Source organism: Asticcacaulis biprosthecium C19 (assembly GCF_000204015.1).
Taxonomy (GTDB): Bacteria; Pseudomonadota; Alphaproteobacteria; order Caulobacterales; family Caulobacteraceae; genus Asticcacaulis; species Asticcacaulis biprosthecius.
Genome location: NZ_GL883079.1, coordinates 568,767 through 592,675 on the forward strand (window position 1 = coordinate 568,767; position 23,909 = coordinate 592,675).

General features: G+C 60.7%; 18 protein-coding genes. 8 read left to right on the forward strand and 10 right to left on the reverse strand.

What is annotated here, in order from left to right:
• Positions 1 to 94: 94 nt before the first annotated feature.
• Together smpB and dapA are read right to left on the reverse strand one after the other, a co-directional pair.
• Positions 95 to 568, reverse strand: coding sequence for an SsrA-binding protein SmpB (smpB, locus tag ABI_RS17875; protein ID WP_040309584.1), 474 nt, complete (start codon positions 566 to 568; stop codon positions 95 to 97).
• 38 nt (positions 569 to 606) lie between these two features.
• Entirely contained in the window at positions 607 to 1,509 is a 903-nt protein-coding gene (gene dapA, locus ABI_RS17880) for a 4-hydroxy-tetrahydrodipicolinate synthase (RefSeq protein WP_006274458.1), read from the reverse strand.
• 182 nt (positions 1,510 to 1,691) lie between these two features.
• Between dapA and ABI_RS17885 the strand changes: the two genes are divergently transcribed.
• Positions 1,692 to 4,067, forward strand: coding sequence for a lytic transglycosylase domain-containing protein (locus ABI_RS17885; RefSeq protein ID WP_006274459.1), 2,376 nt, complete (start codon positions 1,692 to 1,694; stop codon positions 4,065 to 4,067).
• A 46-nt stretch (positions 4,068 to 4,113) separates the two neighbouring features.
• On the opposite strand, the gene ABI_RS17890 is transcribed toward ABI_RS17885, so the two are convergent.
• From ABI_RS17890 to ABI_RS17900, 3 genes are read right to left on the reverse strand one after another with little or no spacing between them, the layout of a single operon-like run.
• Positions 4,114 to 4,875, reverse strand: coding sequence for an ABC transporter ATP-binding protein (locus ABI_RS17890; RefSeq protein WP_006274460.1), 762 nt, complete (start codon positions 4,873 to 4,875; stop codon positions 4,114 to 4,116).
• Positions 4,875 to 5,870, reverse strand: a complete 996-nt coding sequence (locus tag ABI_RS17895) for a FecCD family ABC transporter permease (RefSeq protein WP_006274461.1) — start codon at positions 5,868 to 5,870, stop codon at positions 4,875 to 4,877. The genes ABI_RS17890 and ABI_RS17895 overlap by 1 nt, the downstream gene beginning before the upstream one ends.
• Positions 5,870 to 6,691, reverse strand: coding sequence for an ABC transporter substrate-binding protein (locus tag ABI_RS17900; RefSeq protein WP_006274462.1), 822 nt, complete (start codon positions 6,689 to 6,691; stop codon positions 5,870 to 5,872). Before ABI_RS17900 ends, ABI_RS17895 begins: the two co-directional genes overlap by 1 nt.
• A gap of 122 nt (positions 6,692 to 6,813) precedes the next feature.
• On the opposite strand from ABI_RS17900, the gene ABI_RS17905 reads away from it, so the two are divergent.
• The 3 genes from ABI_RS17905 to ABI_RS25355 all read left to right on the forward strand — a co-directional run bounded on the left by ABI_RS17905 (position 6,814) and on the right by ABI_RS25355 (position 8,848).
• Positions 6,814 to 7,740, forward strand: coding sequence for a class I SAM-dependent methyltransferase (locus ABI_RS17905; protein ID WP_006274463.1), 927 nt, complete (start codon positions 6,814 to 6,816; stop codon positions 7,738 to 7,740).
• 4 nt (positions 7,741 to 7,744) lie between these two features.
• Positions 7,745 to 8,536 carry a TrmH family RNA methyltransferase gene (locus tag ABI_RS17910; protein WP_006274464.1) on the forward strand — a complete coding sequence of 264 codons (792 nt, stop codon included), beginning with the start codon at positions 7,745 to 7,747 and terminating at the stop codon, positions 8,534 to 8,536.
• A gap of 135 nt (positions 8,537 to 8,671) precedes the next feature.
• Complete coding sequence (locus ABI_RS25355) at positions 8,672 to 8,848, forward strand: hypothetical protein (protein ID WP_006274465.1); 177 nt, start codon at positions 8,672 to 8,674, stop codon at positions 8,846 to 8,848.
• Positions 8,849 to 8,979: 131 nt separating this feature from the next.
• On the opposite strand, the gene ABI_RS17915 is transcribed toward ABI_RS25355, so the two are convergent.
• The 3 genes from ABI_RS17915 to ABI_RS17925 form a co-directional block, all read right to left on the reverse strand.
• Positions 8,980 to 9,636 (reverse strand): glutathione S-transferase family protein, encoded by a 657-nt coding sequence (locus ABI_RS17915; RefSeq protein WP_006274467.1) that lies wholly within the window; start codon positions 9,634 to 9,636, stop codon positions 8,980 to 8,982.
• 43 nt (positions 9,637 to 9,679) lie between these two features.
• Positions 9,680 to 12,139: an ATP-dependent helicase HrpB gene (gene hrpB / locus ABI_RS17920; RefSeq protein ID WP_006274468.1), complete on the reverse strand. Its 2,460-nt coding sequence runs from the start codon at positions 12,137 to 12,139 to the stop codon at positions 9,680 to 9,682.
• Between the two features lie 64 nt (positions 12,140 to 12,203).
• Positions 12,204 to 13,778, reverse strand: a complete 1,575-nt coding sequence (locus ABI_RS17925) for an amino acid permease (protein WP_006274469.1) — start codon at positions 13,776 to 13,778, stop codon at positions 12,204 to 12,206.
• 276 nt (positions 13,779 to 14,054) lie between these two features.
• On the opposite strand from ABI_RS17925, the gene ABI_RS17930 reads away from it, so the two are divergent.
• The gene (locus ABI_RS17930) at positions 14,055 to 14,747 is read left to right on the forward strand and encodes an MBL fold metallo-hydrolase (protein WP_006274470.1); all 693 of its coding nucleotides are present in this window, start codon (positions 14,055 to 14,057) and stop codon (positions 14,745 to 14,747) included.
• A 35-nt stretch (positions 14,748 to 14,782) separates the two neighbouring features.
• Here the strand turns inward: ABI_RS17930 and ABI_RS17935 are convergent, their stop codons facing one another.
• Positions 14,783 to 15,088, reverse strand: coding sequence for an SCP2 sterol-binding domain-containing protein (locus ABI_RS17935; protein ID WP_006274471.1), 306 nt, complete (start codon positions 15,086 to 15,088; stop codon positions 14,783 to 14,785).
• Positions 15,089 to 15,192: 104 nt separating this feature from the next.
• Here ABI_RS17935 and ABI_RS17940 point away from each other — a divergent pair, with 104 nt between their 5' ends.
• The 3 genes from ABI_RS17940 to ABI_RS17950 all read left to right on the forward strand — a co-directional run bounded on the left by ABI_RS17940 (position 15,193) and on the right by ABI_RS17950 (position 19,373).
• On the forward strand, positions 15,193 to 16,377 hold the full coding sequence (locus ABI_RS17940; RefSeq protein WP_040309585.1) for a BaiN/RdsA family NAD(P)/FAD-dependent oxidoreductase: 1,185 nt from the start codon (positions 15,193 to 15,195) through the stop codon (positions 16,375 to 16,377).
• Positions 16,378 to 16,504: 127 nt separating this feature from the next.
• Positions 16,505 to 18,607 carry an AsmA family protein gene (locus tag ABI_RS17945; RefSeq protein ID WP_006274473.1) on the forward strand — a complete coding sequence of 701 codons (2,103 nt, stop codon included), beginning with the start codon at positions 16,505 to 16,507 and terminating at the stop codon, positions 18,605 to 18,607.
• Positions 18,608 to 18,671: 64 nt separating this feature from the next.
• Positions 18,672 to 19,373 (forward strand): tetratricopeptide repeat protein, encoded by a 702-nt coding sequence (locus ABI_RS17950; RefSeq protein ID WP_006274474.1) that lies wholly within the window; start codon positions 18,672 to 18,674, stop codon positions 19,371 to 19,373.
• A 293-nt stretch (positions 19,374 to 19,666) separates the two neighbouring features.
• Here ABI_RS17950 and rpoC read toward each other — a convergent pair whose 3' ends face one another.
• Entirely contained in the window at positions 19,667 to 23,854 is a 4,188-nt protein-coding gene (gene rpoC / locus ABI_RS17955) for a DNA-directed RNA polymerase subunit beta' (RefSeq protein ID WP_006274475.1), read from the reverse strand.
• Positions 23,855 to 23,909: the final 55 nt, after the last annotated feature.

Sequence of the window (23,909 nt, forward strand, 5' to 3'; positions counted from 1 at the left end):
GCGATGAGTCAAGGTCATCGAGGGTTGGTATTAGAGCGCCGATCCGATTCTACCGGATTGAAACGCGCTCTAAAACTCACCAACACGCCAAAGGTCAGCCCTTATCCCGCAACAACCGCGCCTTGTCACGGTTCCAGTCGCGTTCGGCGGAAGCCTCACGCTTGTCGTGGTTCTTCTTGCCCTTGGCCGTACAAACTTCCAGCTTCACCCGGCCCTTGTCGTTGAAATAGAGCTTGGTCGCGATCAGAGTCATGCCCTCACGCTGGATGGCATTCATCATCCGGGCAATTTCCTTGCGATGCAGCAGAAGCTTGCGATGGCGGCGCGGCTCGTGGTTGAACCGGTTTGCCTGGGTGTAGATTGGAAAGTCAGCGTTGATCAGGAACAGTTCGCCGCCCTTTTCGACGCTGACATAGGACTCAGCTATGTTCGCCCGCCCCTGACGCAGCGACTTGACCTCGGTGCCGGTCAGCATCAGGCCGGCCTCAACGGGGTTTTCGAGGAAATAGTCGAAACGCGCGCGACGGTTATCGGCGATGACTTTGTAGTTGTTTTGTTCTTCTGCCATGTTGGTACTATGTGGCGACGGACCTGAATAAGGTCAAGTCACGCCAGCTCCAGCCCCGCCCGCGTCATGGCTTCGTCGACCATAGGCCGCACCGCTGCGCTGCACGGTGTAATCGGCAACCTCACCTCGTCGGTGCAGATCCCCAGCCGGCTCAAAGCATACTTTGTCGGTGACGGCGACGAATCGGCGAACAGAACCTTGTGCAGACGAATCAGCTTGTCCTGCCATTGCCGTGCGGTCTCGAACGCGCCCTGATGGCCTGCGGTATACAGCGCCACCATCGCCTCCGGTGCCACATTGGAGGTCACCGAAATTACACCATGGCCGCCATGGGCCAGATAGCCCAGCAAGGTCGGATCATCGCCGGAAATGTAGGAGAAGTTGCCCTCGATTTCGGTGCGCATATAGCTGATGCGCTCCAGATCGCCTGTCGCATCCTTGATACCGACGATGTTCGGCAGCTTCGCCAGACGCGCAACGGTGTCATTGCTCATATCAACGACCGTGCGCCCCGGGACATTATACAGCAGAACCGGAATCTGAACTGCGTCGTTGATCGCTTTGAAATGCTGATACAAACCTTCCTGCGATGGCTTGTTGTAGTAGGGCGCGACAACCAGAACCGCATCGGCGCCGACGGCCTTGGCGTGCTGCGCCAGTTCGATCGCTTCGGAGGTGTTGTTCGATCCGGCGCCGGCGATCACCTTGACCCGACCGGCGGCCTTTTCGACGCAGAACCTGACCACCTGCTTATGCTCTTCGACCGTCAAGGTCGATGTCTCGCCCGTCGTGCCGACCGGCACCAGGCCGTGCACGCCGGCAGCAATCTGGCGCTCGATATGAACGGCAAAGGCATCGTAGTCGACCTCGCCGTTTTTGAACGGGGTCACCAGGGCAGTAATGACTCCGGAAAAAGCAGGACGAAGAAGGGTATCGGTCATGGAGAGGCGCCTGGAGGTAGACTGAAAGTAGATTGCGCGTGGGGCGAACTGTGGTTTTCAGGTCGGCACACGAAAGATTGTCGGGAAAATAGCCATAGATAAGCCGGGCTTGCGCTGCAATGGTCTTTATAAAAAGAAACTATGCCGTATAGTCCTCAGATACCTCACCGCCGGATGATTAAATGACGACGTTGCCACGCCGCCCCCTCGCCCGTTTTTCGCGCAAAGCCGTGCTGATCTGCGGCGTCTGCGCCGTCAGCCTGATCCTGCTGCAGCCGGTCGCTGCGCAGGAAGATCCGGCGGACGCGGCTGCCCCCATGAACACGCAGGGCATGCCGGCGACAACGGCGGTCGCCGTGCCCACCCAAGGGGGTGCCTATATCCCAGGCAGCCTGTCCGATTCGGACCGTCAGGCCCTGAGTTCCGCCATCCAGTATGTTCGCACGCGCAACTACGCCCAGGCCGATAGCCTGGGACGGACGATCACCGATCCGGCGACGCGCAAACTGGTCACCTGGTACATCATCAACAACGACGGCCACGGCATTTACAGCTTTGCCGCGCTGGACGCTGCGCGCCGCGACCTGTGGGGCTGGCCGCGCGAATCGAAGCGCCAGATCGCCGCCGAAAAGATGATCACCCAGTCGGGCATGACGCCGCAACAGACGGTGGAATGGTTCAGCGGATCGCCGCCTCAGACGATTGAAGGCGCCTCGGCCCTGATCACCGCCTATGGTCTTCTGGGCCGGGTTGACGAGGCCCAGACCCTGACCAAGACGTGGTGGACGACCAAGGTCTTCGACGCCGGTGCCCAGGCCAACTTCTATCAGGCCTTCGGCAAGTATCTCGACCAGGCCGACCATAAGGCGCGCATCGCCTGTCTGGCGCTTAACACCCAAAGCGGCTCGTCCCAGGCCATCCGCGACCTCTATCCGTATGTCGATCAGCATCAGCGCGATATCGGCCAGGCGGTCATAGCCATGCGCACGGGCGCCGCCGGCAGCGACGGTCTGTATCAGACAGCCCTCGCCGGCGATCCCGGCAACCAGGTCCTGGCCTTTGCCCGCGCCAAATATCTCGCCGGACGCGACCTGGAAGCCCTGGGCTACGGCATCCTACCCAACCTCCCTCCGGCCTCGATGAGCCCGGAAGCGTCCAAGCAGATCTTTGACCTGCGCCTGACCTATTTTAAAACGGCCATCAAGGAACGCAACTATCGCGCCGCCTACGACGCCATGAACGGGGGTGGTTTTTCGCCGGGCGAAAGCATGGCCGAGGCCGAGTTCTTCGCCGGCTGGATGGCGCTGGTGAAGCTGAACGACAAGGAAGAGGCCCTGCGCCACTTCCATGCGCTTGCCACCTCCGGCACGTCGCCGATCACCATGGGCCGGGCCAACTACTGGCTTGGCCGCGCCTATGAGGCGCGCAATGACACCTCCAAGAACGATGCTGCAACCGCAAAGGCCTATTACACAAAGGGCGGCCAATACATCTACGCCTTCTACGGCCAGTTGGCGGCGGAAAAAGCCGGCCAGAAGGAGATCGTCCTGGGCAAGGATCCCGTGCCCAGCGAAGCGGACCGCGCCCGGTTTAACGGCCGCGACCAGATTCAGGCCGCCCGAATCCTGGGCTCCCTTGGGGAAACCGACCTCTTCCGCGTCCTGGTGCTGCATGTCGGGACGACCCTGCCCAACGCCGAAGAACAGGCCCTGCTGGTTGATTTGTCGTCCATGTACGACACCCCGATCAACACCATGAAGGTGGCGCGCCAATCGATGCAGCGCGGCTTCTATCTGCCGGAACGCGCCTACCCGGTCCGCAGCATCCCCGGAAATCCGTCCTCGGCGGAAAAGGCCTTCGTCCTGGCCATCGCGCGCCAGGAAAGCGGCTTCGACCCATCGGTGCGCTCGCACGCCAATGCCCGCGGCATGATGCAGTTGATTCCGTCGACCGCCCGCGCCGTGTCGCGACGCCTGTCGATCAGCTATACCGACTCCAAACTGTATGAGCCCGAATACAATATGACGCTTGGGTCCTACCACCTCGGCGAACTGGTCGACATGTTCAACGGCTCCTATGTGCTGGCGGCCGCTGGTTATAACGCCGGCCCCAGCCGCATGGGTACCTGGATCGGCAACTGCGGCGACCCGCGCGGTCAGGATGCCGATGCGCTCAGCTTTATCGAATGCCATCCGTTCAGCGAAACCCGCAACTACATGATGCGAGTCACGGAAAACGTTCGCGTTTACCGCGCCCGCCTCAATGGCGGCCGCGCGCCGCTGACGGCCCATGCCGACATCACGCGCGGCATGCCGGCGCCGATCGGTCGCATCGACTCAGAAGAGTTTGGCGGCGATATGCCGGCGGGTCCGATTGCCTATGGCGAGTATCAGAACGGACAGGCCGCGGGGGCAGCAGCCATTGTCGCCGGCGCCGGTGTGGCGGCGATGAAGCCGATTGCCGACCCCAAGCCCGCCGCGGCCAGGCCGACAAAAAAGAAGGCAGCCGCGACGAAAGCCAGCACCAAGAAAACGACGAAAAAGAAGAAGCGGAACTAGGCCCAATTTGCGACGAGAATGGTTCAAAAATCAGCGCCCAAACGCCTCATAGAAGTGGCATGGATTCTAACCGCAATATTCGCTGACCGGCGACATCGTTCAGCTCGCCCTTCAAGTTAAAAACTTCAGACAAGTATTTGGCGGAAAAAACAATTTCCGGACCTGCCTTTCTAACAAGTTGACCACGGTGCATAAGCAGGATTTCATCGGCGAACTGAGCCGCGAGATGCAGGTCGTGCAGGCTGAGGACGACCGTCTTGCCCTCGTCCGCCCGTTCGCGCAGCCGGATCAGCACATGCCGCTGCCAGGCCGGATCCAGCGCGATCAAGGGCTCATCCAGAAGATAGATATCGGCCGACGACACCAAAACCCGCGCCAGCAGCACACGCGCCCTTTGGCCGCCTGACAAACCGAACACGCCGCGGTCGCTGACTTCCTGCAATCCCAGCGCCTGTAGCTCAGAAAACGCCTTTTGCCGCGCCAGTTCCGGCGTCAGATGCGGGCAGCCCAGCGCCGCCACATCGACACTAGGCAAATCCCAGGCAATGCTGCGTTCCTGCGGCAAATAGGCCATGTGGGCCGCGCGCCTCATCGGCGGCATGGCGACGACATCTTCGCCGTTGAGGGTGACCTTCCCACCGTCCAGCCGCAGCAGGGACGCCATGGCCTTCAGGAGGGTCGTCTTGCCGGCGCCATTGGGACCAACCACGACATAGAGCTTACCGGCCTCCAGATGCGCGGAAACCGACTGTACGACGGTCTCGCCGCCCAGAATCACACTGACGTCGCTGAGATCAAGTGTCGCCATCAGTCCTGCATCCATGAACGGGCCGACCGGTAGGCCAGCACTGCAAACAAGGGCGCGCCGATCAGTGACGTCAGCACCCCCAACCGCAACTCACCAGACGCCGGAATCAATCTTACGCACCCGTCGGCAATCAACACCATCAGCCCGCCGGCCAGGGCCGAGGGCCAGATCAGGCGATAGGGATCCTTGATCCCCAGAGCGCGGATCAGGTGCGGTGACGCCAGACCGACAAAACCGATCACCCCTGCCACCGCTACGGCCAGACCGGCCAGCAGCGACGAGCCTACGACAATGGTCTGGGTCAAACGCGTCATGTCGACACCCATGGAGCGAGCGGTTTCTTCACCCAAGGTCAGGAAACGCAGGCCACGGCCCAGATGCAGGCTAAGGGCACTGACCACCACCAGTCCGAACGCCGTCAGCAGGACATCGAACCAACTGCGATTCTGGACGCTGCCCATGGTCCAGCTCAGGATTTCGGCCGTCGTCACCGGCGACGGCGACAGGTTGAACACCAGGGCCATCAGGGCACCACACAGGGCCGACAACCCAACCCCAAGCAGGATCAGGGCCTGGCGTTGCGGGAAACGCTGGACGAACAGCAGCAACAGGAGAGCGACGCCTGTCGCGCCGGCCATGGCGAAGCCCTCTACGACAAACGGGATCAGGCCCAATCCGAACACGATGGCAATCGACGCCGCCAGCCCCGCCCCCGCCGATACGCCGAGAAGTCCCGGTTCGGCCAGCGGATTGCGCAGCAGCCCCTGCATCAATGCGCCGCTCATCCCCAGCATGGCACCGACCCCAACCGCCGTCAGGTTGCGCGGAAGGCGGATGCCCCACACGACCTCGGCGCCAAGCGAGCCGGGATGCACCAGAGCATCTCCCCAGGCATGCAGGCTCAGTGGGACGTCACCCAGCAACATAAGGGTCACCACCATGACGCCAATGGCGACAGACAGTCCGATATTCAGGGTGGAGGTCGAAACATGCATCAACGGAATCCCTGGAGAGACAGGCTTTCGATATCGTAGGCGGTAAACCAGCCGCTGCAAGCCATGGCTCGCGACGGCAGGATGAGGTTGGGTCTGCTTTCGATGACCTTGCGGACGATCGGGCTGCGGCCAGGGACGCGACGCATGGCGACAGCATCGTCAAAAAAAGACAAGGCGAATACATCCGGCTTTTTGGTCAGCATGACTTCGGGCGACAGGTAGAAGAAGCCCTTGGTCTGGGTCTCCAGCCGAAAGCCCAGCCGTGTCAGCATATCGCCGACCATGGTATCGGGTCCCGCGCTGAAGCCGCCGGGTGTGTAATAGAGGATTGAGCGGCCGCGCCCGATATCGTGAATATTTTCCAGGGCTTCCTCGAACCGATGGGCTTCGATACGGGCACTGGCGGGCTGGCCGACCTCGTCGCCGACCCGGAACAACTCATCGCGGGCCTGGTCGTAGCTGTAGACGTCGTTGATCGTGACGATCTTGACGCCATGATGCTGAAGACGCTGCAAAAGCTTTAGGTCACCGCCCCAGGTGCGCACGACAATGTCCGGCTCCAGCGACAGGATGGTTTCCAGATAGGGCTTAACCATACGAATCTTGCCGACCCGGTCGCGGAAATAGGATTCCGGCAGAACTGCGCGATCAGAGACGGCGGCAATATCGGCCTGAGGCACCAAACCCAGGACATACTGGTCGGCGCAGCCATCCAGCGAGACGACTTTGGGCGGATTTGAAGCGTTTGCCGCCGTACCCGCGCTCAGCAGCACACCGGCACTGATCCAGGCAAGGATATGCTTTTGCCACCAAATCCGCATAAGCCGTATGCCGCTCCTGATTGCCCCGGGTATTGGCTCTACAAGGATTCTTTGCAGACGCGAACTCTTGCAGGCGTTTTTTGTATCTTGCGACCGCGCGCCCTTGGCCGTATGGCGAAGCCATGAATATTTCCGACACACCGACCCTTTTGCGTACCGAAGCGTGGAGCGATTATGCCCTCGTCGATTCCGGCTATGGCCGCAAGCTGGAGCGCTACGGTGACTTCCTGGTGGTCCGTCCGGAGCCACAATGCTGGTGGACGCCGAAATATCCCGACCTGTGGGACCGCGCCGACGCCGGTTTCGACCCTGCCGGCGACGAGGATGAAGGCCGCTGGACCTTTTCGCGCAAGCCGCCGGAACAATGGCCGCTGGGTTGGGATGGCGTAAAATTCCATGGCCGCTTCACCAATTTCCGCCACCTGGCCTTTTTCCCGGAGCAGGCGGCCAACTGGGCGTGGCAAAAACAGGCCATAGCTGCCCGTCCCGGCATCCGCGTGCTGAACCTGTTTGGCTATACCGGCGTCGCCAGCTTGGTCGCGGCATCTGCCGGCGCGAAGGTTACCCACGTTGACGCCTCCAAAAAGGCCATCGGCTGGGCGCGCGACAATGCCGCCCTGTCGGGTCTGGCGGAAGCGCCGATACGCTGGATCTGCGAAGATGCCCGCAAATATGTTCAACGCGAAGTCAAGCGCGGCTCTAAATACGAGGGCATTATCCTCGACCCTCCGAAATACGGCCGCGGTCCGACCGGTGAAGTCTGGCGGCTGTTCGAGGACCTGCCAGAAATGGTTGCGATGTGTGCGCAGTTGCTGAGCGATGACGCCGCCTTTCTGCTGCTCAACGCCTATGCTGCGCGGGTTTCCGGGCCGGCCCTGGCGCATCTGGTCGCGGAAGCCGTTGGTCCCCGTAACGGCCCAAATGGAGGAAAGGTCGACTTTGGCGAACTGACCTTGCGTGAAGACACCAAACCGCCCAAGGGTCAGAAACCCTCCGCCGTGGCGCCGCGCGAAATCGGCCTTTCCTTCTTTGCCCGCTGGCAGGGCTGATACCATGATCAAGTCCGTCACCTCTCTGACCAACCAGACCGTCAAGGATATCCGCGCCCTGCATATGCGCAAGGAACGCGAGGAAACCGGCCGCTTCCTGGCCGAAGGCTTGAAGATCATCATCGACGCCCTGGATCAGGGTTTTGCGCCACTGATCCTGGTGTTCGGGAAATCCGACGACCGCCACCCGATGCTCGAGCGCGCCATCCGTGAGACGCTTGCGGTTGAAGGTGAGGTTTTGGAAGTAACGCGCGAAATTCTTGAGAAAATTTCACGAAAGGACAACCCGCAAATGGTTGTCGCGGTCTTCGCCCAGCAGGTCAAATCGCTGGCCGATATCGACCCGAACAGCAACGCGGTCTGGGTCGCGCTGGAACAGATCCGGGACCCCGGCAACCTCGGCACCATCATTCGTACGGCCGACGCCGCGGGCATTGGTGGGGTTATTCTGATTGGCGACTGTGTCGACCCCTTCAGCGTTGAAACCGTGCGGGCCACCATGGGTTCGGTCTTCGCCCTGCCCGTCGTCAAATGCACGCGCGAAGCGTTCCTGGCCGACCGCTCTCGTTGGACCGGTTCGGTCGTCGGCACCCTGCTCACCGCGACGCACAATCACCGCACAGCCGACTATCGCCGTCCCACCCTGATCCTGATGGGCACCGAACAGTCGGGCCTGACGCCGGACATCGCCGCAGCCTGCGATACCCACGTCAAGATCCCAATGAGGGGCCGCGCCGACAGTCTGAACCTGTCGGTCGCCACCGGCATCATGATCTATGCCGCCGCTGGCCTTTAAGAAGGGCCGCCTTGAGACATCTCGGTAACACCCGGAAAATTAAAAAGATTTAAGGTGAATTTGGTTCATGTCCGGTTCATCGATGGAATTCTACCGTCATTTCATACGGGGTATTTTGACCTAAGGGGCTAAACCATGACACTCTCAAAGACGACGGCCCTCGCCGTCAAACTCACGCTCGTCGCTGCTGTAGCGATCAGCCTGTCCGGCTGCCTGATCGTCGTCGGCGACGGAGAGGACGACATCCACCATGGCCATCACCGGGACGCCCCGGCGGCTGACGAAAAACCCGCCGAAACCGGCAGCTTCTAACCATCAAAGGGGACTAACCATGAAAGCTATTGCCATTCGCCTCTTCGCCGCCACCCTGCTGGCCGCCAGCCTCTCGGGCTGCATCATCATCGACGACAGCGGTCGCGACAACTTCACCCAAGCACGCTAACTCAGGCATACACATAAGCACCGCCGCGCTCCAGGGCGCGGCGGTAGGCCGGCCGGGCATGAATGGTCTCCAGCCAGGCCTTGATGTGAGGTTTGTCGCCCAGACCGCCGCGGCTCCTCGCAGCTTCCAGCGGAAAGCTCATCATGATATCCGCCGCGGTAAAGGTCTCGCCGACAAACCAGGGGAACTCAGCCAGAGCACTCTCCCACAGCGCGGCATTGGCGGCGATGTTGGGATCGACCAACCGCTTGTCGATCGCCGAAGCTATGCCCGACGCGATCGGCCGGATAAAGAACGGCACGCGCTTGCGGATCTCGGTCGTGATCAGTTTCAGTACCAGGGGCTGCATGAAACTGCCTTCCGCCGCGTACATCCAGTAATTATAGCGCAGACGCTCCGGCATGCCGACTGGTGGCGCCAACTGCGGCCCATAGGCGCTCACCAGATAGTCGATAATCGCACCGCTCTCGGCGATGGTACCCGGCACGTCGGTGATTACCGGCGACTTGCCCAAAGGATGGACGGCCTTCAGTTCCGGCGGCGCCAGCATGCCCTGGTCGCGTTTGTAGAACTTGATGTCATAGGTAAGGTTTAGCTCTTCCAGGAGCCACAGAACCCGTTGCGAACGTGAATTGTCGAGGTGGTGCACGGTGATCATGATCGCTCCTGTTTCGTCTTATACGCGTTTCCCACCAATCGGTTCAGGTGCCGCGCGGTTTGGCGCGCGTCGTCGGGTCGGCTTCGCGTGGATTTTCCGGCCAGACATGGCGTGGATAGCGGCCTTTCATATCACTGCGCACCTCGCTCCACGACCCATTCCAGAAGGCCGGCAGATCCCTGGTGATCTGGATCGGCCGATGGGCGGGCGACAACAAAGCCAGAGTAATAGGCGTCTTTTGCGGCCCGACCGTCGGATGAACCGTCGTTCCATATAGTTCCTGAACCCGTACCTCGACTCTTGGCCCACCCTCGGCTTCATAGTCGATCCACATGTTCGACCCGGTCGGCATGCGCAGACTTTCGGGCGCCAGTTTGTCGAGACTGCGCAATTGCTCATGTGGCACAATGGCCTTGAGCGCGTCATAGGTTTGCTGGCTCGAGAGAGACAACATTGATTTGCCGGCTGCATAGGGTCCCAGCCAGGTTTCCAGACTGGCCAGCAGAGCGTCGTCCGACAGGTCCGGCCACGACTCATCTTGCTTCCGAACAAACCCAACACGCGCCCGAAAAGCTTGAGCACCTTCGGAAAGATTAAGCGCCTTCAGACCCTTGGCCTGTATTTCCTGCGCTTCTGCATGAAGGAGGAGTTCGGAAGGTATCTTGTCGAGGGGCCTGGATGACATGATGACTGCGCCCAATCGGGTCTGGTCAAAGGCGCGGAACCGGCCGCTGGCTTTGTCGAGTACGGTCGTGCGTTCCAACCGGTCACCGAACAGGGTGAGCATATCCTGCTCGGTCAATCCTGCCCCAAGCAGGATACGGTCACGGTCCTTGCCCCCGCCGATATCTCCGACCGCGACGTAGGTCTGGCGGGCCAGCGGATCGTGCTCATCGACATAGACGCCGCGCCCGTTGGCCATGAGGAATTCGCCCGGCTTGCCGCGTGCCTTGGCGATCCGTTCCGGAAAGGCCTCAGCTAACAACAGGTGCGAAATTTGGCGTGTAAGCTTTTGATTTGGCTGAACCAAAGCTTGCGCCTGACGTGCCCATCCCTGGGCCAATTGCCGCGCCTGCACCACCTTTGGCGTGCGGTCGCGCGCCAGGCCTTCCAGGCGAAGATCGAGATCCGTCGCCTTACCGCCAAGGCCGTTCTCCGACAGCAGGACGGCCAGATTGGCCCCGGCCTCCGCTGCGCCATTCTCGGCAGCCTTCAACAGCATATTGGCTAGGCGCGGCGCCATGGGAAGCTGCGCCATGCGCCGGCCGTGAGGGGTGATTTCCCCCTGCCCGTCCAGCCCCCCCAATGCCTGCAAAAGCTTAACAGCCTCGGCCATGGCAGGCTTCGGCGGATGATCCAGCAGGGTAAGCCCCTCCGTTGACTTGGCGCCCCACAGGCGCAGCGACAGGGCCAGTTGTGACAGATCGGTTTCCAAGATTTCCGGTTTGGCGAAGGGAATAAGTGAACGGTCCTGCTCTTCGTCCCACAGGCGGTAGGCATCGCCGGCTTGAGTCCGCCCTGCCCGGCCTCGGCGTTGATCGGCCGATGCCTTCGACACGCGCTCAGTAACAAATCGGGTCACGCCGCGCGCCGGATCGAACCGCCCCAAACGCGACAGGCCGCAATCGACCACCATGCTGACCTTGTCCAGGGTCAGGGAGGTTTCGGCAATCGCGCTGGCCAGGACAATCTTGGGATGGCCAGCCGCATTACGTCCCAGGACGCGCGCCTGATCCCGGAAGTCCATGGCTCCGAACAGCTTATGAATTTCGATCTCGGGCGCCACGCCAGCTTCTTCGATGAAACGCGCGACGCGATGGATTTCTCCCTGGCCCGGCAGGAAAACCAGCAGAGTCTCGGCCTTTTCAGGTCTCAGCTTCTGGCTGAGCCGCGCCACATGCTTGGCGAGGTCGGCCTCCATCATCCTGGCCTGGTCACGACCGAGATAGTGCGTCGTGATCGGAAAAGTGCGGCCCAGCGACTGGAAGCTGCGCGCGCCGGGCAGCAGATCCAGAATGCGCTCACCGTCCAATGTCGCCGACATGATCAGCAGGCGCAAATCCTCGCGCAGAAGCGTCTGGCTGTCGCGCGCGAAGGCCAGGCCGAGATCGGCGTCCAGACTGCGCTCGTGGAATTCGTCGAAGATGACACAGCCGACACCGTCCAGGCCAGGGTCATCAAGGATGCGACGCGAGAATATGCCTTCGGTCACGACCTCGATGCGCGTCCTGGCACTCATCTTCGATTCGCCACGCACCCGGAAGCCCACGGTCTGGCCGACCGGCTCTTTCAGAGTCTCGGCCATGCGCGCTGCCGCAGCCCTGGCGGCAAGGCGCCGGGGCTCCAGCAAGACGATCGACTGGCCCTGCAGCCACGGCTCGTTCAACAGCGCCAGGGGCACGCCCGTGGTCTTGCCGGCGCCCGGCGGGGCTATGATCACCGCCGTGGTTTTGTCGCCCAGAAAGGCCTTGAGGTCCGGAAATATCTCTTCGACAGGCAGCATGGCGCTGACCTAGCAGACAACGCGGCAAGAAAAAAGGCGCCCGGTGATGGGCGCCTTTTCCTTATCATGTGGTGCCCGGAGGGGGCGGCAGGTCTTTATCGTCCTCGTGGACCTCGATCAGACCACGTCCGACGTGGCTATGGCCACGGCTGTAGGCGAAATAGATCAGCAGACCGATAGCACCCCAGATCGGCAGAACCAGCTTGGCGACCATGGGCAGGTTCAGATACAGGCCCACGGTCCCGACGATGGCCAACGGCGCGACAATCCACACCAGCGGCGTCTTGAACGGACGGTGGCGGGTCGGGTCGGTTTTGCGCAGCACCAACACGGCAATGGCCACCATGAAGAAGGCGAAGAGCGTACCAGAGTTGGAAATATCCGCCAGTTGGCCAACCGGGAAGAAGGCGCCGGCGATGGCGACGAAGATACCGGTGAAGATGGTCACCTTCCACGGCGTCTTGAACTTCGGGTGCACATCGGCCAGCTTTTCCGGCAACAAGCCGTCGCGGGCCATAACGAAGAAGATACGCGTCTGGCCGTAGATCATCATCAGGATGACGCTGGGCAGGGCGATCGAAGCGGCCAGGCCGACCATGTTACCAATCTGCTCGAAGCCGATCTTGCGCAGGACTTCGGCCAGAGCTTCCTTCGAACAGACAATCGGCGCGTTTCCAGCTTCCGTCAACGCACGGCATTGGGTAACGAATTCCGCCGAGTCGGGCGAAATGGCGATGCCATTGACCATCAGCGGCTGCGCACCGACCGTTCCGACCACGCCGGCTGCGACCAGGAGGTAGAAGATGGTGCAGATAGCCAGCGATCCGATCAGGCCGATGGGTACGTTCTTTTGCGGATTTTTGGTTTCTTCGGCAGCAGTGGAGACAGCATCGAAGCCGACATAGGCGAAGAAGATGGAGGCCGCTGCCCCGATGACCCCCAGACCGTCATGACCGAACAGGCCGTTAGGCATCAGTGGCGTAAAATTCTCACCGTTGATCATGGGCAGGCTGAGCACGATGAAGGCCGTCAGGGCGACAATCTTGATGCAGACCAGAACGGCATTGACCATGGCGCTTTCGCTGGTGCCAATAACCAACAACCAGGTTACGGCGGCGGCCACGACTATGGCGGGCAGATTGATGAAGCCGTGGGTAAAGTCGGCAACCGGCATGAAGCCATTCATCGACCAGGCCGGACCAGCGCTAAGGAATTCCGGTAGTGCAAACCCTGTCGCGTTCTCCACCAACCCCATCACATAACCCGACCAGCCGACGCAGACTGCCGAGGCGGCGACAGCATATTCCAGAATCAGCGCCCAACCGACCATCCAGGCCATCAATTCGCCCATGACGGCATAGGTGTAGGTATAGGCCGAGCCCGAAACCGGCACCATCGACGCCAGTTCGGAGTAACACAGAGCGGCGACGGCGCAGACAAAGCCAGCGACGATGAAGGAGAACATCATGCCCGGGCCGGCCTTCTGGGCGGCGGCGGCGGTGAGGACGAAAATCCCGGTGCCGATAATGGCCCCGATCCCCAGCATGGTCAGTTGAAATGCCCCCAGTGAGCGGTGTAGCGACTTTTTTTCCGCCGTCGCGAGGATCGCGTCCAGCGACTTGATGCGCCAACTATTCATTCTTCACCTTTGTGATTTTTATCGTGTGACATATCGCCCTTGGGCGCATGCTTGGTAATCGAGACTATAACGCAAAAGTTGGAACCGCAACCATCTTTGCGGCCGGTAAAAACTTGCACTCAAGACTTTGAAAAGACAAAAATATTCTCGTTTTTTCGCCTGTTCGTAGTAGAACTTGCCCACAGGTGCGGCCTGGAAAATGGCGGCGCGATCCCCACTTGATTTGATTCCGGCTCGCGGGCGCGTCATAAGCGAAGCGCCTTAGAAGAGTGACACATGACCCAGACCGAACCGCCAATCCGCCTGTTTATCGCCCCCGTAACGCCCCTACAGCAGAACTGCACGGTGGTGTGGTGCACCAAGACCAACAAGGCGGCGATCATCGATCCGGGCGGCGATCTCGATCCCATCCTGGAAGAAATCAAGGCGCGCGGGCTGACGGTCGAAAAGATCTGGATCACCCATGGCCACGCCGACCATGCTGGCGGGGCGGCAGAGCTGAAGGAACGCACAGGCGTTTCAATCGAAGGGCCGCATGAGGACGACCAGTTCTGGATCGATAACATCCCCAGCATGGGGCAGCGCTACGGTATAGCGAATATGCGCAGCTTTACGACGGATCGCTGGCTGAAGGATGGCGATACTGTCACTCTGGGAGAAACCACCTGGGACGTCATCCATTGCCCGGGCCATACGCCCGGCCACGTCATCTTTTATCATGCGCCATCGCAGTTCGCCCAGGTCGGGGACGTTCTGTTTGCCGGCTCGATTGGGCGCACGGATTTTCCGCGCGGCAACCACGCCGATCTGATTCACTCGATCACGCAGAAGCTATGGCCTCTCGGCGATGTTCGCTTTGTACCTGGACACGGCCCGATGTCGAGTTTCCACCAGGAACGCCTTGGCAATCCGTTTGTCGGCGACCGTGTCGTCGGCAAGACCGCGCCGAACGTTCAGGGTCCGGGTTAGTTGGACAGCAAGGGGCCGCAAGGCCCCTTTACGCCTTAACCCTTAAGCAGCGGTGCCAGCTTCTGGGCCACCGACATATCGCCGTGAACCTTCATCTTGCCCATCATGAAGGCCATCATGGGGTCGAGTGCGCCGGCGGCCATGGACTTCAGGTCGTCAATACTGATCTGGATGGTGGTATCGGCCGGGCCGTCGTCGTTACTGACCACATTGGGCACATTGGCCGCATTGATCAGGATCTTGCCGTCATCGCCGAAGTCGAACTTGACGATCTTGCCCAGGCCGGAGTTCTCGCCGACGGCCGATGCGATTTTTTGAGTGATGGTTTCGAGATCGGACATGGTGTTTCTCCTGCTGTGCGCCTATGGGTGGTGGCGACCTTAGCGAAATTTCCGTGCACGGCAAGATAGACGCAAGGTCAACAGGCCGTGATTCCGGAGGAAGCGTGAAATCTTACGATGTGATAGTTCTGGGCGCGGGGGCTGCAGGCCTCATGTGCGCCATCGAGGCCGCCCGTCGCGGCCGCAAAGTCGTCGTGCTGGACCATGCCGCCAAGCCTGCTGAGAAGATTCGCATCTCCGGCGGCGGCAAGTGCAACTTCACCCACTTAAAGACCACACCGAAGAACTTCCTGTCGCAGAACCCGCATTTTTGTATTTCGGCGCTGAAGCGGTTTACGGCGTGGCACTTTCTCGATCGAGTAATCAAGCACGGTATCCCGTACTTTGAAAAGACCGAAGGCCAGCTTTTCTGCGAGAACGGCGCCCAGGACATTATCGACATGCTGCTGGATGACCTGGAATCGGCCGGTGGCGAGCTGTGGCTGAAGACCGAGATTACCGGTGTCACCCAGACAGAAGGCGGTTTCGACGTGAAGACCTCGCGAACCACCCTCGCGGGCGAACGACTGGTGGTCGCGACCGGTGGCTTGTCAATCCCAAAGATGGGCGCCACGGGCCTGGCCTATGAGCTTGCGCGCCAGTTCGGCCATGACATCGTTGCGACTCGCGCCGGCCTGGTGCCCTTCACGCTCGGGGATGAAAAACTGGCGGCCTTGGGCGCCTTGTCCGGCGTGTCGCTCGAAGCCACCGTCACGGCCGGCAAGACCAAATTCAATGATGGATTCTTGTTTACCCACCGCGGCCTGTCGGGGCCGTCGGTGCTGCAAATTTCCAGCTACTGGGATCTCGGCGAACCGGTGAAGGTCGATCTGCTGGCCGGCCAGGACGCCATGGCCGTTCTCATGGAGAAAAAGCGTGACCGTCCCAAGGCCATGCTGACGACCATCGCCAGCGAAATCCTGCCAAAACGCCTGGCGGAAAAGTGGCTGGAAATCTTTGCCCTGCCGGCTGAAAAGCGCATGGCCGACCTGAATAAGGCGGAGATGCAGACCCTGGCCGACGCTATCAATCGTTGGACCTTCACCCCCATGGGCACGGAAGGCTACCGCACCGCCGAGGTCACCCTGGGCGGGATCGATACCGACGGCCTGTCGTCCCAGACGATGGAAAGCAAGCTGGTGCCAGGACTTTACTTCATAGGTGAATGTGTTGACGTAACGGGTTGGTTAGGTGGATATAATTTCCAATGGGCATGGTCCTCGGGGTGGGCCGCCGGACAGGCCGTTTAGGGCAAGGTCTGTGCCCCTGTGGGGTCATTAGTGGTCAACGGCGCATGCGCTACCAACCATTCAACCGCCTGATTCTGATCGATTCCTGATACCATCCCGCCCAATCTGCCCCAGGGGATTTGGTGGTATGATGCGTAGCAAGAACCAGCCTTCCGAACCACAGCACGCGTACCGGACGGCGACAACACGTCGCCTGGATCAGGCGCGTGCCACCATCACCGCCGGGGCGCAGCGCTCGTGGCAATGGCTCAAGACTTTACCTCAGGCCGTACTTGCCGCGCTTAAGCGCACGTCCTGGCTGACACGAATCATCCTCGGCACCATCGCTCTCGTCCTCCTGGCTATCATTGTCTTCCTGGCCAACCCCAACTGGAACTGGGCGCGCGGCATAGTATCGTCCATCGCGTCGGACAGGTTGAATCGCGCCGTCAGCATCGATGGCAATCTGCGCGTCCACCTTTTCAGCTTTACGCCCAGCGCCACAGTCGGCGGCCTGAAAATCGCTGAACCCGATTGGGCCATAAGGGCCGGTCAGAAGCAGTCCCTCGCCGACGTTCAAAGCCTGACGGTCCAGACGGAACTGATGCCGCTGTTCATCGGCCGTCTGGTTCTGCCGCGCCTCGAAGTCACCAAACCGAACGTCTTTCTCTATCAAGACAAGGCGGGCCAGGCGAACTGGGACTTCAGCGACGGTAAGAAGAAGGGCGAGGCAACCAAATTGCCACCGATCAAGAATTTCATCATTCGCGAAGGCCAGATCGCTTTCAACAGCGTCCAGCGGGGTATAACCTTCAACGGCACGGTCAACGCCCAGGAAAAGGCCGGCTCAGGCCGCCAGGCATTCCAACTGACCGGCGACGGCAATCTGAACGGCAAGGTCTTCGAATTGGAGGCCGCTGGCGGGCCGTTGCTCAATATCCGTACGGACCGCCCCTACCCGCTGCAACTGAAGGCACGCGCCGGTAATACCTACCTTACAGCCAAAGGCCAGGTGACGCGGCCGTTCAATCTGGGCCAGTTGGTCGGCGATGTCGAAGTCAAAGGCAACAACCTGGCCGATCTCTACTACCTGACCGGCCTTACCCTGCCCAACACGCCAGCCTATCGTATGTCCGCCAAGGTAACGCGCGACGAGCGCCTCTATCATATCAATGGCATCAATGGCCGCGTCGGGGGCAGTGACCTGAACGGCGCCCTTAAGGTCGAACTGCAAAAGGATGGCCGCCCCTACCTGACCGGTGATCTCGCCTCGCGCAGCCTGGACTTCCAGGACCTCGGCGCCGTCTTCGGCGCCACCGCGGCCAATACGCCGCAAGGCGCCGACGTTTCGGCCACGCCGGCGGGCGCCAGCACGTCCCGCCGCCTGCTCCCTGACGCGCCGTTGGATGTCGCCCGTTTCCGCGGCATGGACGCCGATGTCCGCTACAAGGCGCAGTCCGTACGCGCTACGCCCAATCTGCCGATGCGCCAGGTCAGCCTGGGGGTGGACTTGAAAAAAGGCCTGATGAAGCTGAACCCGATCGATATCAGTTTCGCTCAGGGTCGACTGCAAGGCACGGCCACGATCGACGCCCGTACGGATAGGCAGACGAACACGATCGACCTGCGTCTGACCAATGCCCGCATCCAGGATTTCGTGCCGGACTTCCGCGGCCGGCTGCCGATCGAAGGCCTGCTCAGCGCTCGAGTTCAGGCCACAGGTACGGGCAACTCGGTTCACAAGGCGGCCGCGACGGCCGACGGCCAGGTTGCGGTCGTCATGCCAGATGGCACTGTGCGCCAGAGCCTGGCCGAGTTGATGGGGGTCAACCCAACAAAAGGCCTGTTCCTGTTGTTGTCAAAATCGGCCAAAGAGACGCCAATACGCTGTGCTGTCGCCAATTTCCGCGTCCAGAATGGCGTCCTGCAATCGCAGCAACTGGTGCTGGATACTGAGGTCGTCCAGGTCACGGGCAAGGGCACGATCAATCTAGGCAACGAGCGCCTGGATTTGGTCTTCAAGGGTAAGCCAAAGAAGTTCCGCCTCACCCATGTCAATGCGCCCATCATCGTTGGCGGCAACCTCGCGGCGCCAAAGTTCGGGATAGACGCCAAACCGGTTCTGGCCCAGGCCGGGCTGGCGGCGGTATTCCAGACAGTCCTGCCCTTCGTCAATATCGACTACGCCAGAAACGCCAACTGTGCTGCCCTGGAAGGCAGTGCGAAGGCCAAGGGCGCCATCGTAAAGTAAGGGATGCCCCCCGCGATTTTCTGGTGTAACCTTGGACTTCGGCCGCTGCCGGAGGGGGATCACGATGTTCGTCAGAAGTCTTTTTATCGCGGCCCTGTGCCTGTTGCCGGCCGCCGCGTTCGCACAGTCGCCGGCCGACCTGCCTCAGCGCGCCGAGGCCGGGGATGCCGACTCCCAGCTCGATTACGGACTGAAATTCTATAACGGCGACGGCGTCCAACAGGATCGGGGAACCGCCCTGAAGTGGTTCCGCAAATCCGCTGACCAAGGTAATGTCGATGCAAGCTACCTCGCAGGCCAAATTTACGCCGACAACAAGCACCTTCCTTTTGCTCCCGGGCGGGCGCGGAAATACCTGACAATCGCTGCGGAAGCTAAATTGTCCCATGCCCAGCAGGAACTGGTCGACCTTCTTATTGAAAGCCTTATTGTTACCCAATCCTGCGCAGACGCCCGCGACGCGATCTCGTGGTTGAAGCGGCTTGCCGAAAACGCTGACGCCACATCGGAAGAGCGCTCCGAAGCGGAAGATAATCTTGTGACCATCTATCTGCAGGAGAAGAATTTCTGGGGCTACATTCCCCAACTGGCGCCACGGGACGTCCCCGAAGCCAAATACTGGCTCAGTCGCGGCGTCGAGCGCGGCGATCCATACGCTGCCGAGCAAATGGCGGCAATTGATGACCAGGTTGAATCGAGACCCGATATCTGCAGCCACCCGCTGCAGGGCTTGATCAGCACCCAGGAACACTGGCGTACCGAATAGACACCCGGCAACAGCCTTTACGACGGAAGCTGCCGTGGCACAAAAAAACTGGTTCCGACCGCGCCCCCGACGATGACTGCGGCCACCACAGCGTCGGCTTCGAGAAAAAGAAAACCGAGGACACTCCGGAGCTGCCAACGACCATCACAACAAGCCGATTGTAGTGCTTTTCCGATGGTGACGTGCGCCAGATCATGTCGGCTGGTTCCCCAGCGGATTTCCACCTTCGACCTCAACAAAAAACCCCCGGCCGAGACCGAGGGTTCTTGTTTTCAAGCCAAAGTGAACAAAGCTTATTCGCCGGCGACCGGAGCTTCCAGCAGGACTTCCACTGGCAGGGGCTCCATGGCCTCTTCGCGCTGATGCGACAGCTGCTCGTCGCGCTTGGTAGCGATACGTTGCAGCGAGCGCAGGTAGGCGCCGGTACCGGCCGGGATCAGACGGCCGACGATGACGTTTTCTTTCAGGCCATCCAGGGTATCGATCTTGCCCTGAACCGAAGCTTCGGTAAGGACGCGGGTGGTTTCCTGGAACGACGCTGCCGAGATGAAGCTGCGCGTTTGCAGCGACGCCTTGGTGATGCCCAGCAGGACGGCCTGGGTGAGGGCCGCACGGCCGCCACGCTTTTCCGTCTTGACGTTTTCAGCGTCGACCTCGGTTTTATCGAGGTGGTCGCCCTTGATCAGGCCGGTGTCGCCTGCGTCGAGGATTTCGACCTTCTGCAGCATTTGGCGCACGATCACTTCGATATGCTTGTCGTTGATCGGCACGCCCTGCAGGCGATAGACTTCCTGGATCTCGTTGACCAGGTATTCGGCCAGAGCCTCGACACCCAGGATGCGCAGGATATCGTGCGGATCCGGGTTGCCGTCGATGATGTAGTCGCCACGTTGGATGATATCGCCGTCATGGACGGAGATATGCTTGCCCTTCGGGATCAGGAATTCGACCGGATCCGAACCATCCTCAGGCGTGATCTTGATGCGGCGCTTGTTCTTGTAGTCGCGACCGAACTCGACGCGGCCATCCATTTCGGCGATGACGGCGCAATCCTTCGGACGGCGGGCTTCGAACAGTTCGGCGACGCGCGGCAGACCGCCGGTGATGTCGCGGGTCTTGGCGCCTTCGGTCGGGATACGGGCCAGGATATCGCCCGGCTTGACCTCGTCGCCGTTACCGACGGACAGAATGGCCCCGACCGGCAGCATGTAGCGGGCGTCGGCGCCCGACGCCATCTTCTTGTAGGCAGAAGCGTCGTCGATGATGCCGAAGGCCGGACGCACATCGGCCGACTTGGCCGAACCGCGCCAATCGACGACCACACGGTTGGTGATCCCGGTGGTTTCGTCGGTTTCTTCGCGGACGGACTGGCCGTCGGTCAGATCTTCGTAACGCACCTTACCACCCACTTCGGTGATGATCGGGGTGGTGTACGGGTCCCACTCGGCCAGGCGTTGGCCCTTCTTGACCTGGGTACCTTCCTCGACGCGGAGGCGCGAACCATAGCCGACCTTGTAGGTCTCGCGGTCCTTGCCATCGTGGTGGATGGTGATCATCAGGTTACGCGACATCGAAATCAGGTCGCCGTGGGTCCCGCGGACGATGTTGCCCGCCGAGATCTTGACCACGCCGTCCGAGGTCGTCTCGTGGAAGGACTGTTCCGCAACGGTGGCGGTGCCGCCGATGTGGAAGGTACGCATGGTCAGCTGGGTGCCCGGTTCACCGATCGACTGTGCGGCGATAACACCGACCGCTTCACCCATGTTGACACGGGTGCCGCGGGCCAGGTCACGGCCGTAGCAGTAGGCGCAGGTACCGAGATCGGCTTCACAGGTAAGGACCGAACGCACCTTCACCGACTGGACGCCCGAGGCCTCGATGGCTTCAGCGACGTTCTCGTCGATATAGGTGTCGGCCTCGACCGCCACTTCACCGGTGCCGGTGTCCTTGATGTCCTCAGCCGTGGTGCGGCCCAGAACGCGTTGCGCCAGCGAAACCAGCACGTCGCCGCCTTCGACGACAGCCTTGAGCGTAATGCCCCGGGTGGTGCCGCAGTCGTCTTCCATGATGATACAGTCCTGCGCGACGTCGACCAGACGGCGGGTCAGGTAACCGGAGTTGGCGGTCTTCAGCGCGGTGTCGGCCAGACCCTTACGGGCGCCGTGGGTCGAGTTGAAGTATTCGAGAACCGACAGACCTTCCTTGAAGTTCGAGATGATCGGGGTCTCGATGATCGAGCCGTCCGGCTTGGCCATCAGGCCGCGCATGCCGCCCAGCTGCTTCATCTGGGCCTGCGAACCACGGGCGCCGGAGTTGGCCATCATGTAGATCGAGTTGATCTCCAGTTCACGGCCGTCGGGACCGATGTGCTTGCGCGAAATCTCCTTCATCATTTCGTCGGAGACGCGGTCGGTGGCTTTGGACCAGGCATCGACCACCTTGTTGTACTTTTCGCCCTTGGTGATCAGGCCGTCGGCGTATTGCTGCTCGTACTCTTCGACCAGGTGACGGGTTTCTTCGACGATACCCTTCTTGGTGTCGGGGATGACGATGTCGTCCTTGCCGAACGAAATACCGGCGCGGGCCGCTTCCTTAAAGCCCAGGGCCATCATCTGGTCGGCAAAGATCACCGTCGCCTTCTGACCGCAGTGGCGGTAGACGATGTCGATCAGGTTGCCGATTTCCTTCTTGGTCAGGGTGCGATCCAGAACCTTCAGGCCGATGTTTTCGTTATACGGCAGCAGGGCGCCGATCTTCATGCGGCCCGGGGTGGTATCAACCACCTTGGTGCGCACGATGCCGTCCGGATCCTTTTGAGTAAAGCGGCACTTGACCTTGGCGTGCATGGACACGGCGCCGGCGTCGAGCGCAGCCTGGACCTCGTTGAGATCCGAGAAGATCATACCTTCGCCCTGTTCGCCTTCCTTGGTCAGCGACAGATAATACAGACCCAGGACGATGTCCTGTGACGGCACAATGATCGGGCGGCCGTTGGCGGGCGACAAGATGTTGTTGGTCGACATCATCAGCACGCGCGATTCCAACTGGGCTTCCAACGACAGCGGAACGTGCACGGCCATCTGGTCGCCGTCGAAGTCGGCGTTGAAGGCCGAACAGACCAGCGGGTGCAGCTGGATGGCCTTGCCCTCGATCAGCTTGGGCTCGAACGCCTGGATCCCGAGACGGTGCAGCGTCGGGGCGCGGTTCAACATGACCGGGTGTTCGCGGATGACCTCTTCGAGGATATCCCACACCTGGGGCTGTTCGCGTTCGACCATGCGCTTGGACTGCTTGACGGTACCGGACAGGCCCTTGGCGTCGAGGCGGGCATAGATGAACGGCTTGAACAGTTCCAGCGCCATCTTCTTGGGGATGCCGCATTCATGCAGCTTCAGTTCCGGACCGACGGTGATAACCGAACGACCGGAATAGTCGACGCGCTTGCCAAGCAGGTTCTGACGGAAGCGGCCCTGCTTACCCTTCAGCATGTCGGCGAGGGACTTCAACGGACGCTTGTTGGCGCCGGTGATGACGCGGCCACGGCGGCCGTTGTCGAACAGGGCATCGACCGATTCCTGCAGCATCCGCTTCTCGTTGCGGATGATGATGTCCGGAGCGCGCAGTTCCATCAGACGCTTCAGACGGTTGTTGCGGTTGATGACGCGGCGGTACAGATCGTTCAGGTCGGAGGTGGCGAAACGGCCACCGTCCAGCGGCACCAGGGGACGCAATTCCGGCGGAATGACTGGCACGACGGTCAGTATCATCCATTCGGGACGGTTACCCGACTCCATGAAGCTTTCGATCAGCTTCAGGCGCTTGGAGAGCTTCTTGCCCTTCATTTCCGAGGTGTTATCGACCAGGTCGGCACGCAGCTTTTCAGCGATCTCCGGCAGATCCATCGCCATAAGCATATTGCGAACGGCTTCGGCGCCGATTTCCGCGGTGAAGCTGTCATCGCCGAACTCTTCCTGGCAGCGGAAGTACTCGTCTTCCGTCAGCAGTTGGTTCAGCTTCAGCGAGGTCAGGCCGGGCTCGGTAACGATGTAGTTTTCGAAGTACAGAACGCGTTCGACATCCTTCAGCGCCATGTCGAGGATCATCGAGATCCGCGACGGCAGCGACTTCAGGAACCAGATGTGGGCGACCGGCGAGGCCAGCTCAATGTGACCCATGCGTTCACGGCGAACGCGCGACAGTGTGACTTCGACGCCGCACTTTTCGCAGATAATTCCCTTGTACTTCATGCGCTTGTACTTGCCGCACAGGCATTCGTAATCCTTGGTCGGGCCAAAGATACGCGCGCAGAACAGGCCGTCACGTTCCGGCTTGAAGGTCCGGTAGTTGATGGTCTCGGGCTTCTTGATCTCGCCGAACGACCACGAGAGGATCTTCTCCGGGCTGGCGAGGCTGATACGGATCTGGTCGAAGGTCGGGGCGACCTGGACCGGATTGAAAATATTGAGGACTTCCTGGTTCATTCCAGTACTCCGTTGTGCCTGGGCACGAAAATTAGATATTTTGGGCGGTTATGGA

Bases quoted from the DNA above. Each gene is read 5' to 3' on its own strand.
- smpB (WP_040309584.1), bottom strand. From the start codon at position 568: ATGGCAGAAGAACAAAACAACTACAAAGTCATCGCCGATAACCGTCGC.
- dapA (WP_006274458.1), bottom strand. From the start codon at position 1,509: ATGACCGATACCCTTCTTCGTCCTGCTTTTTCCGGAGTCATTACTGCC.
- ABI_RS17885 (WP_006274459.1), top strand. From the start codon at position 1,692: ATGACGACGTTGCCACGCCGCCCCCTCGCCCGTTTTTCGCGCAAAGCC.
- ABI_RS17890 (WP_006274460.1), bottom strand. From the start codon at position 4,875: ATGGCGACACTTGATCTCAGCGACGTCAGTGTGATTCTGGGCGGCGAG.
- ABI_RS17895 (WP_006274461.1), bottom strand. From the start codon at position 5,870: ATGCATGTTTCGACCTCCACCCTGAATATCGGACTGTCTGTCGCCATT.
- ABI_RS17900 (WP_006274462.1), bottom strand. From the start codon at position 6,691: ATGCGGATTTGGTGGCAAAAGCATATCCTTGCCTGGATCAGTGCCGGT.
- ABI_RS17905 (WP_006274463.1), top strand. From the start codon at position 6,814: ATGAATATTTCCGACACACCGACCCTTTTGCGTACCGAAGCGTGGAGC.
- ABI_RS17910 (WP_006274464.1), top strand. From the start codon at position 7,745: ATGATCAAGTCCGTCACCTCTCTGACCAACCAGACCGTCAAGGATATC.
- ABI_RS25355 (WP_006274465.1), top strand. From the start codon at position 8,672: ATGACACTCTCAAAGACGACGGCCCTCGCCGTCAAACTCACGCTCGTC.
- ABI_RS17915 (WP_006274467.1), bottom strand. From the start codon at position 9,636: ATGATCACCGTGCACCACCTCGACAATTCACGTTCGCAACGGGTTCTG.
- hrpB (WP_006274468.1), bottom strand. From the start codon at position 12,139: ATGCTGCCTGTCGAAGAGATATTTCCGGACCTCAAGGCCTTTCTGGGC.
- ABI_RS17925 (WP_006274469.1), bottom strand. From the start codon at position 13,778: ATGAATAGTTGGCGCATCAAGTCGCTGGACGCGATCCTCGCGACGGCG.
- ABI_RS17930 (WP_006274470.1), top strand. From the start codon at position 14,055: ATGACCCAGACCGAACCGCCAATCCGCCTGTTTATCGCCCCCGTAACG.
- ABI_RS17935 (WP_006274471.1), bottom strand. From the start codon at position 15,088: ATGTCCGATCTCGAAACCATCACTCAAAAAATCGCATCGGCCGTCGGC.
- ABI_RS17945 (WP_006274473.1), top strand. From the start codon at position 16,505: ATGATGCGTAGCAAGAACCAGCCTTCCGAACCACAGCACGCGTACCGG.
- ABI_RS17950 (WP_006274474.1), top strand. From the start codon at position 18,672: ATGTTCGTCAGAAGTCTTTTTATCGCGGCCCTGTGCCTGTTGCCGGCC.
- rpoC (WP_006274475.1), bottom strand. From the start codon at position 23,854: ATGAACCAGGAAGTCCTCAATATTTTCAATCCGGTCCAGGTCGCCCCG.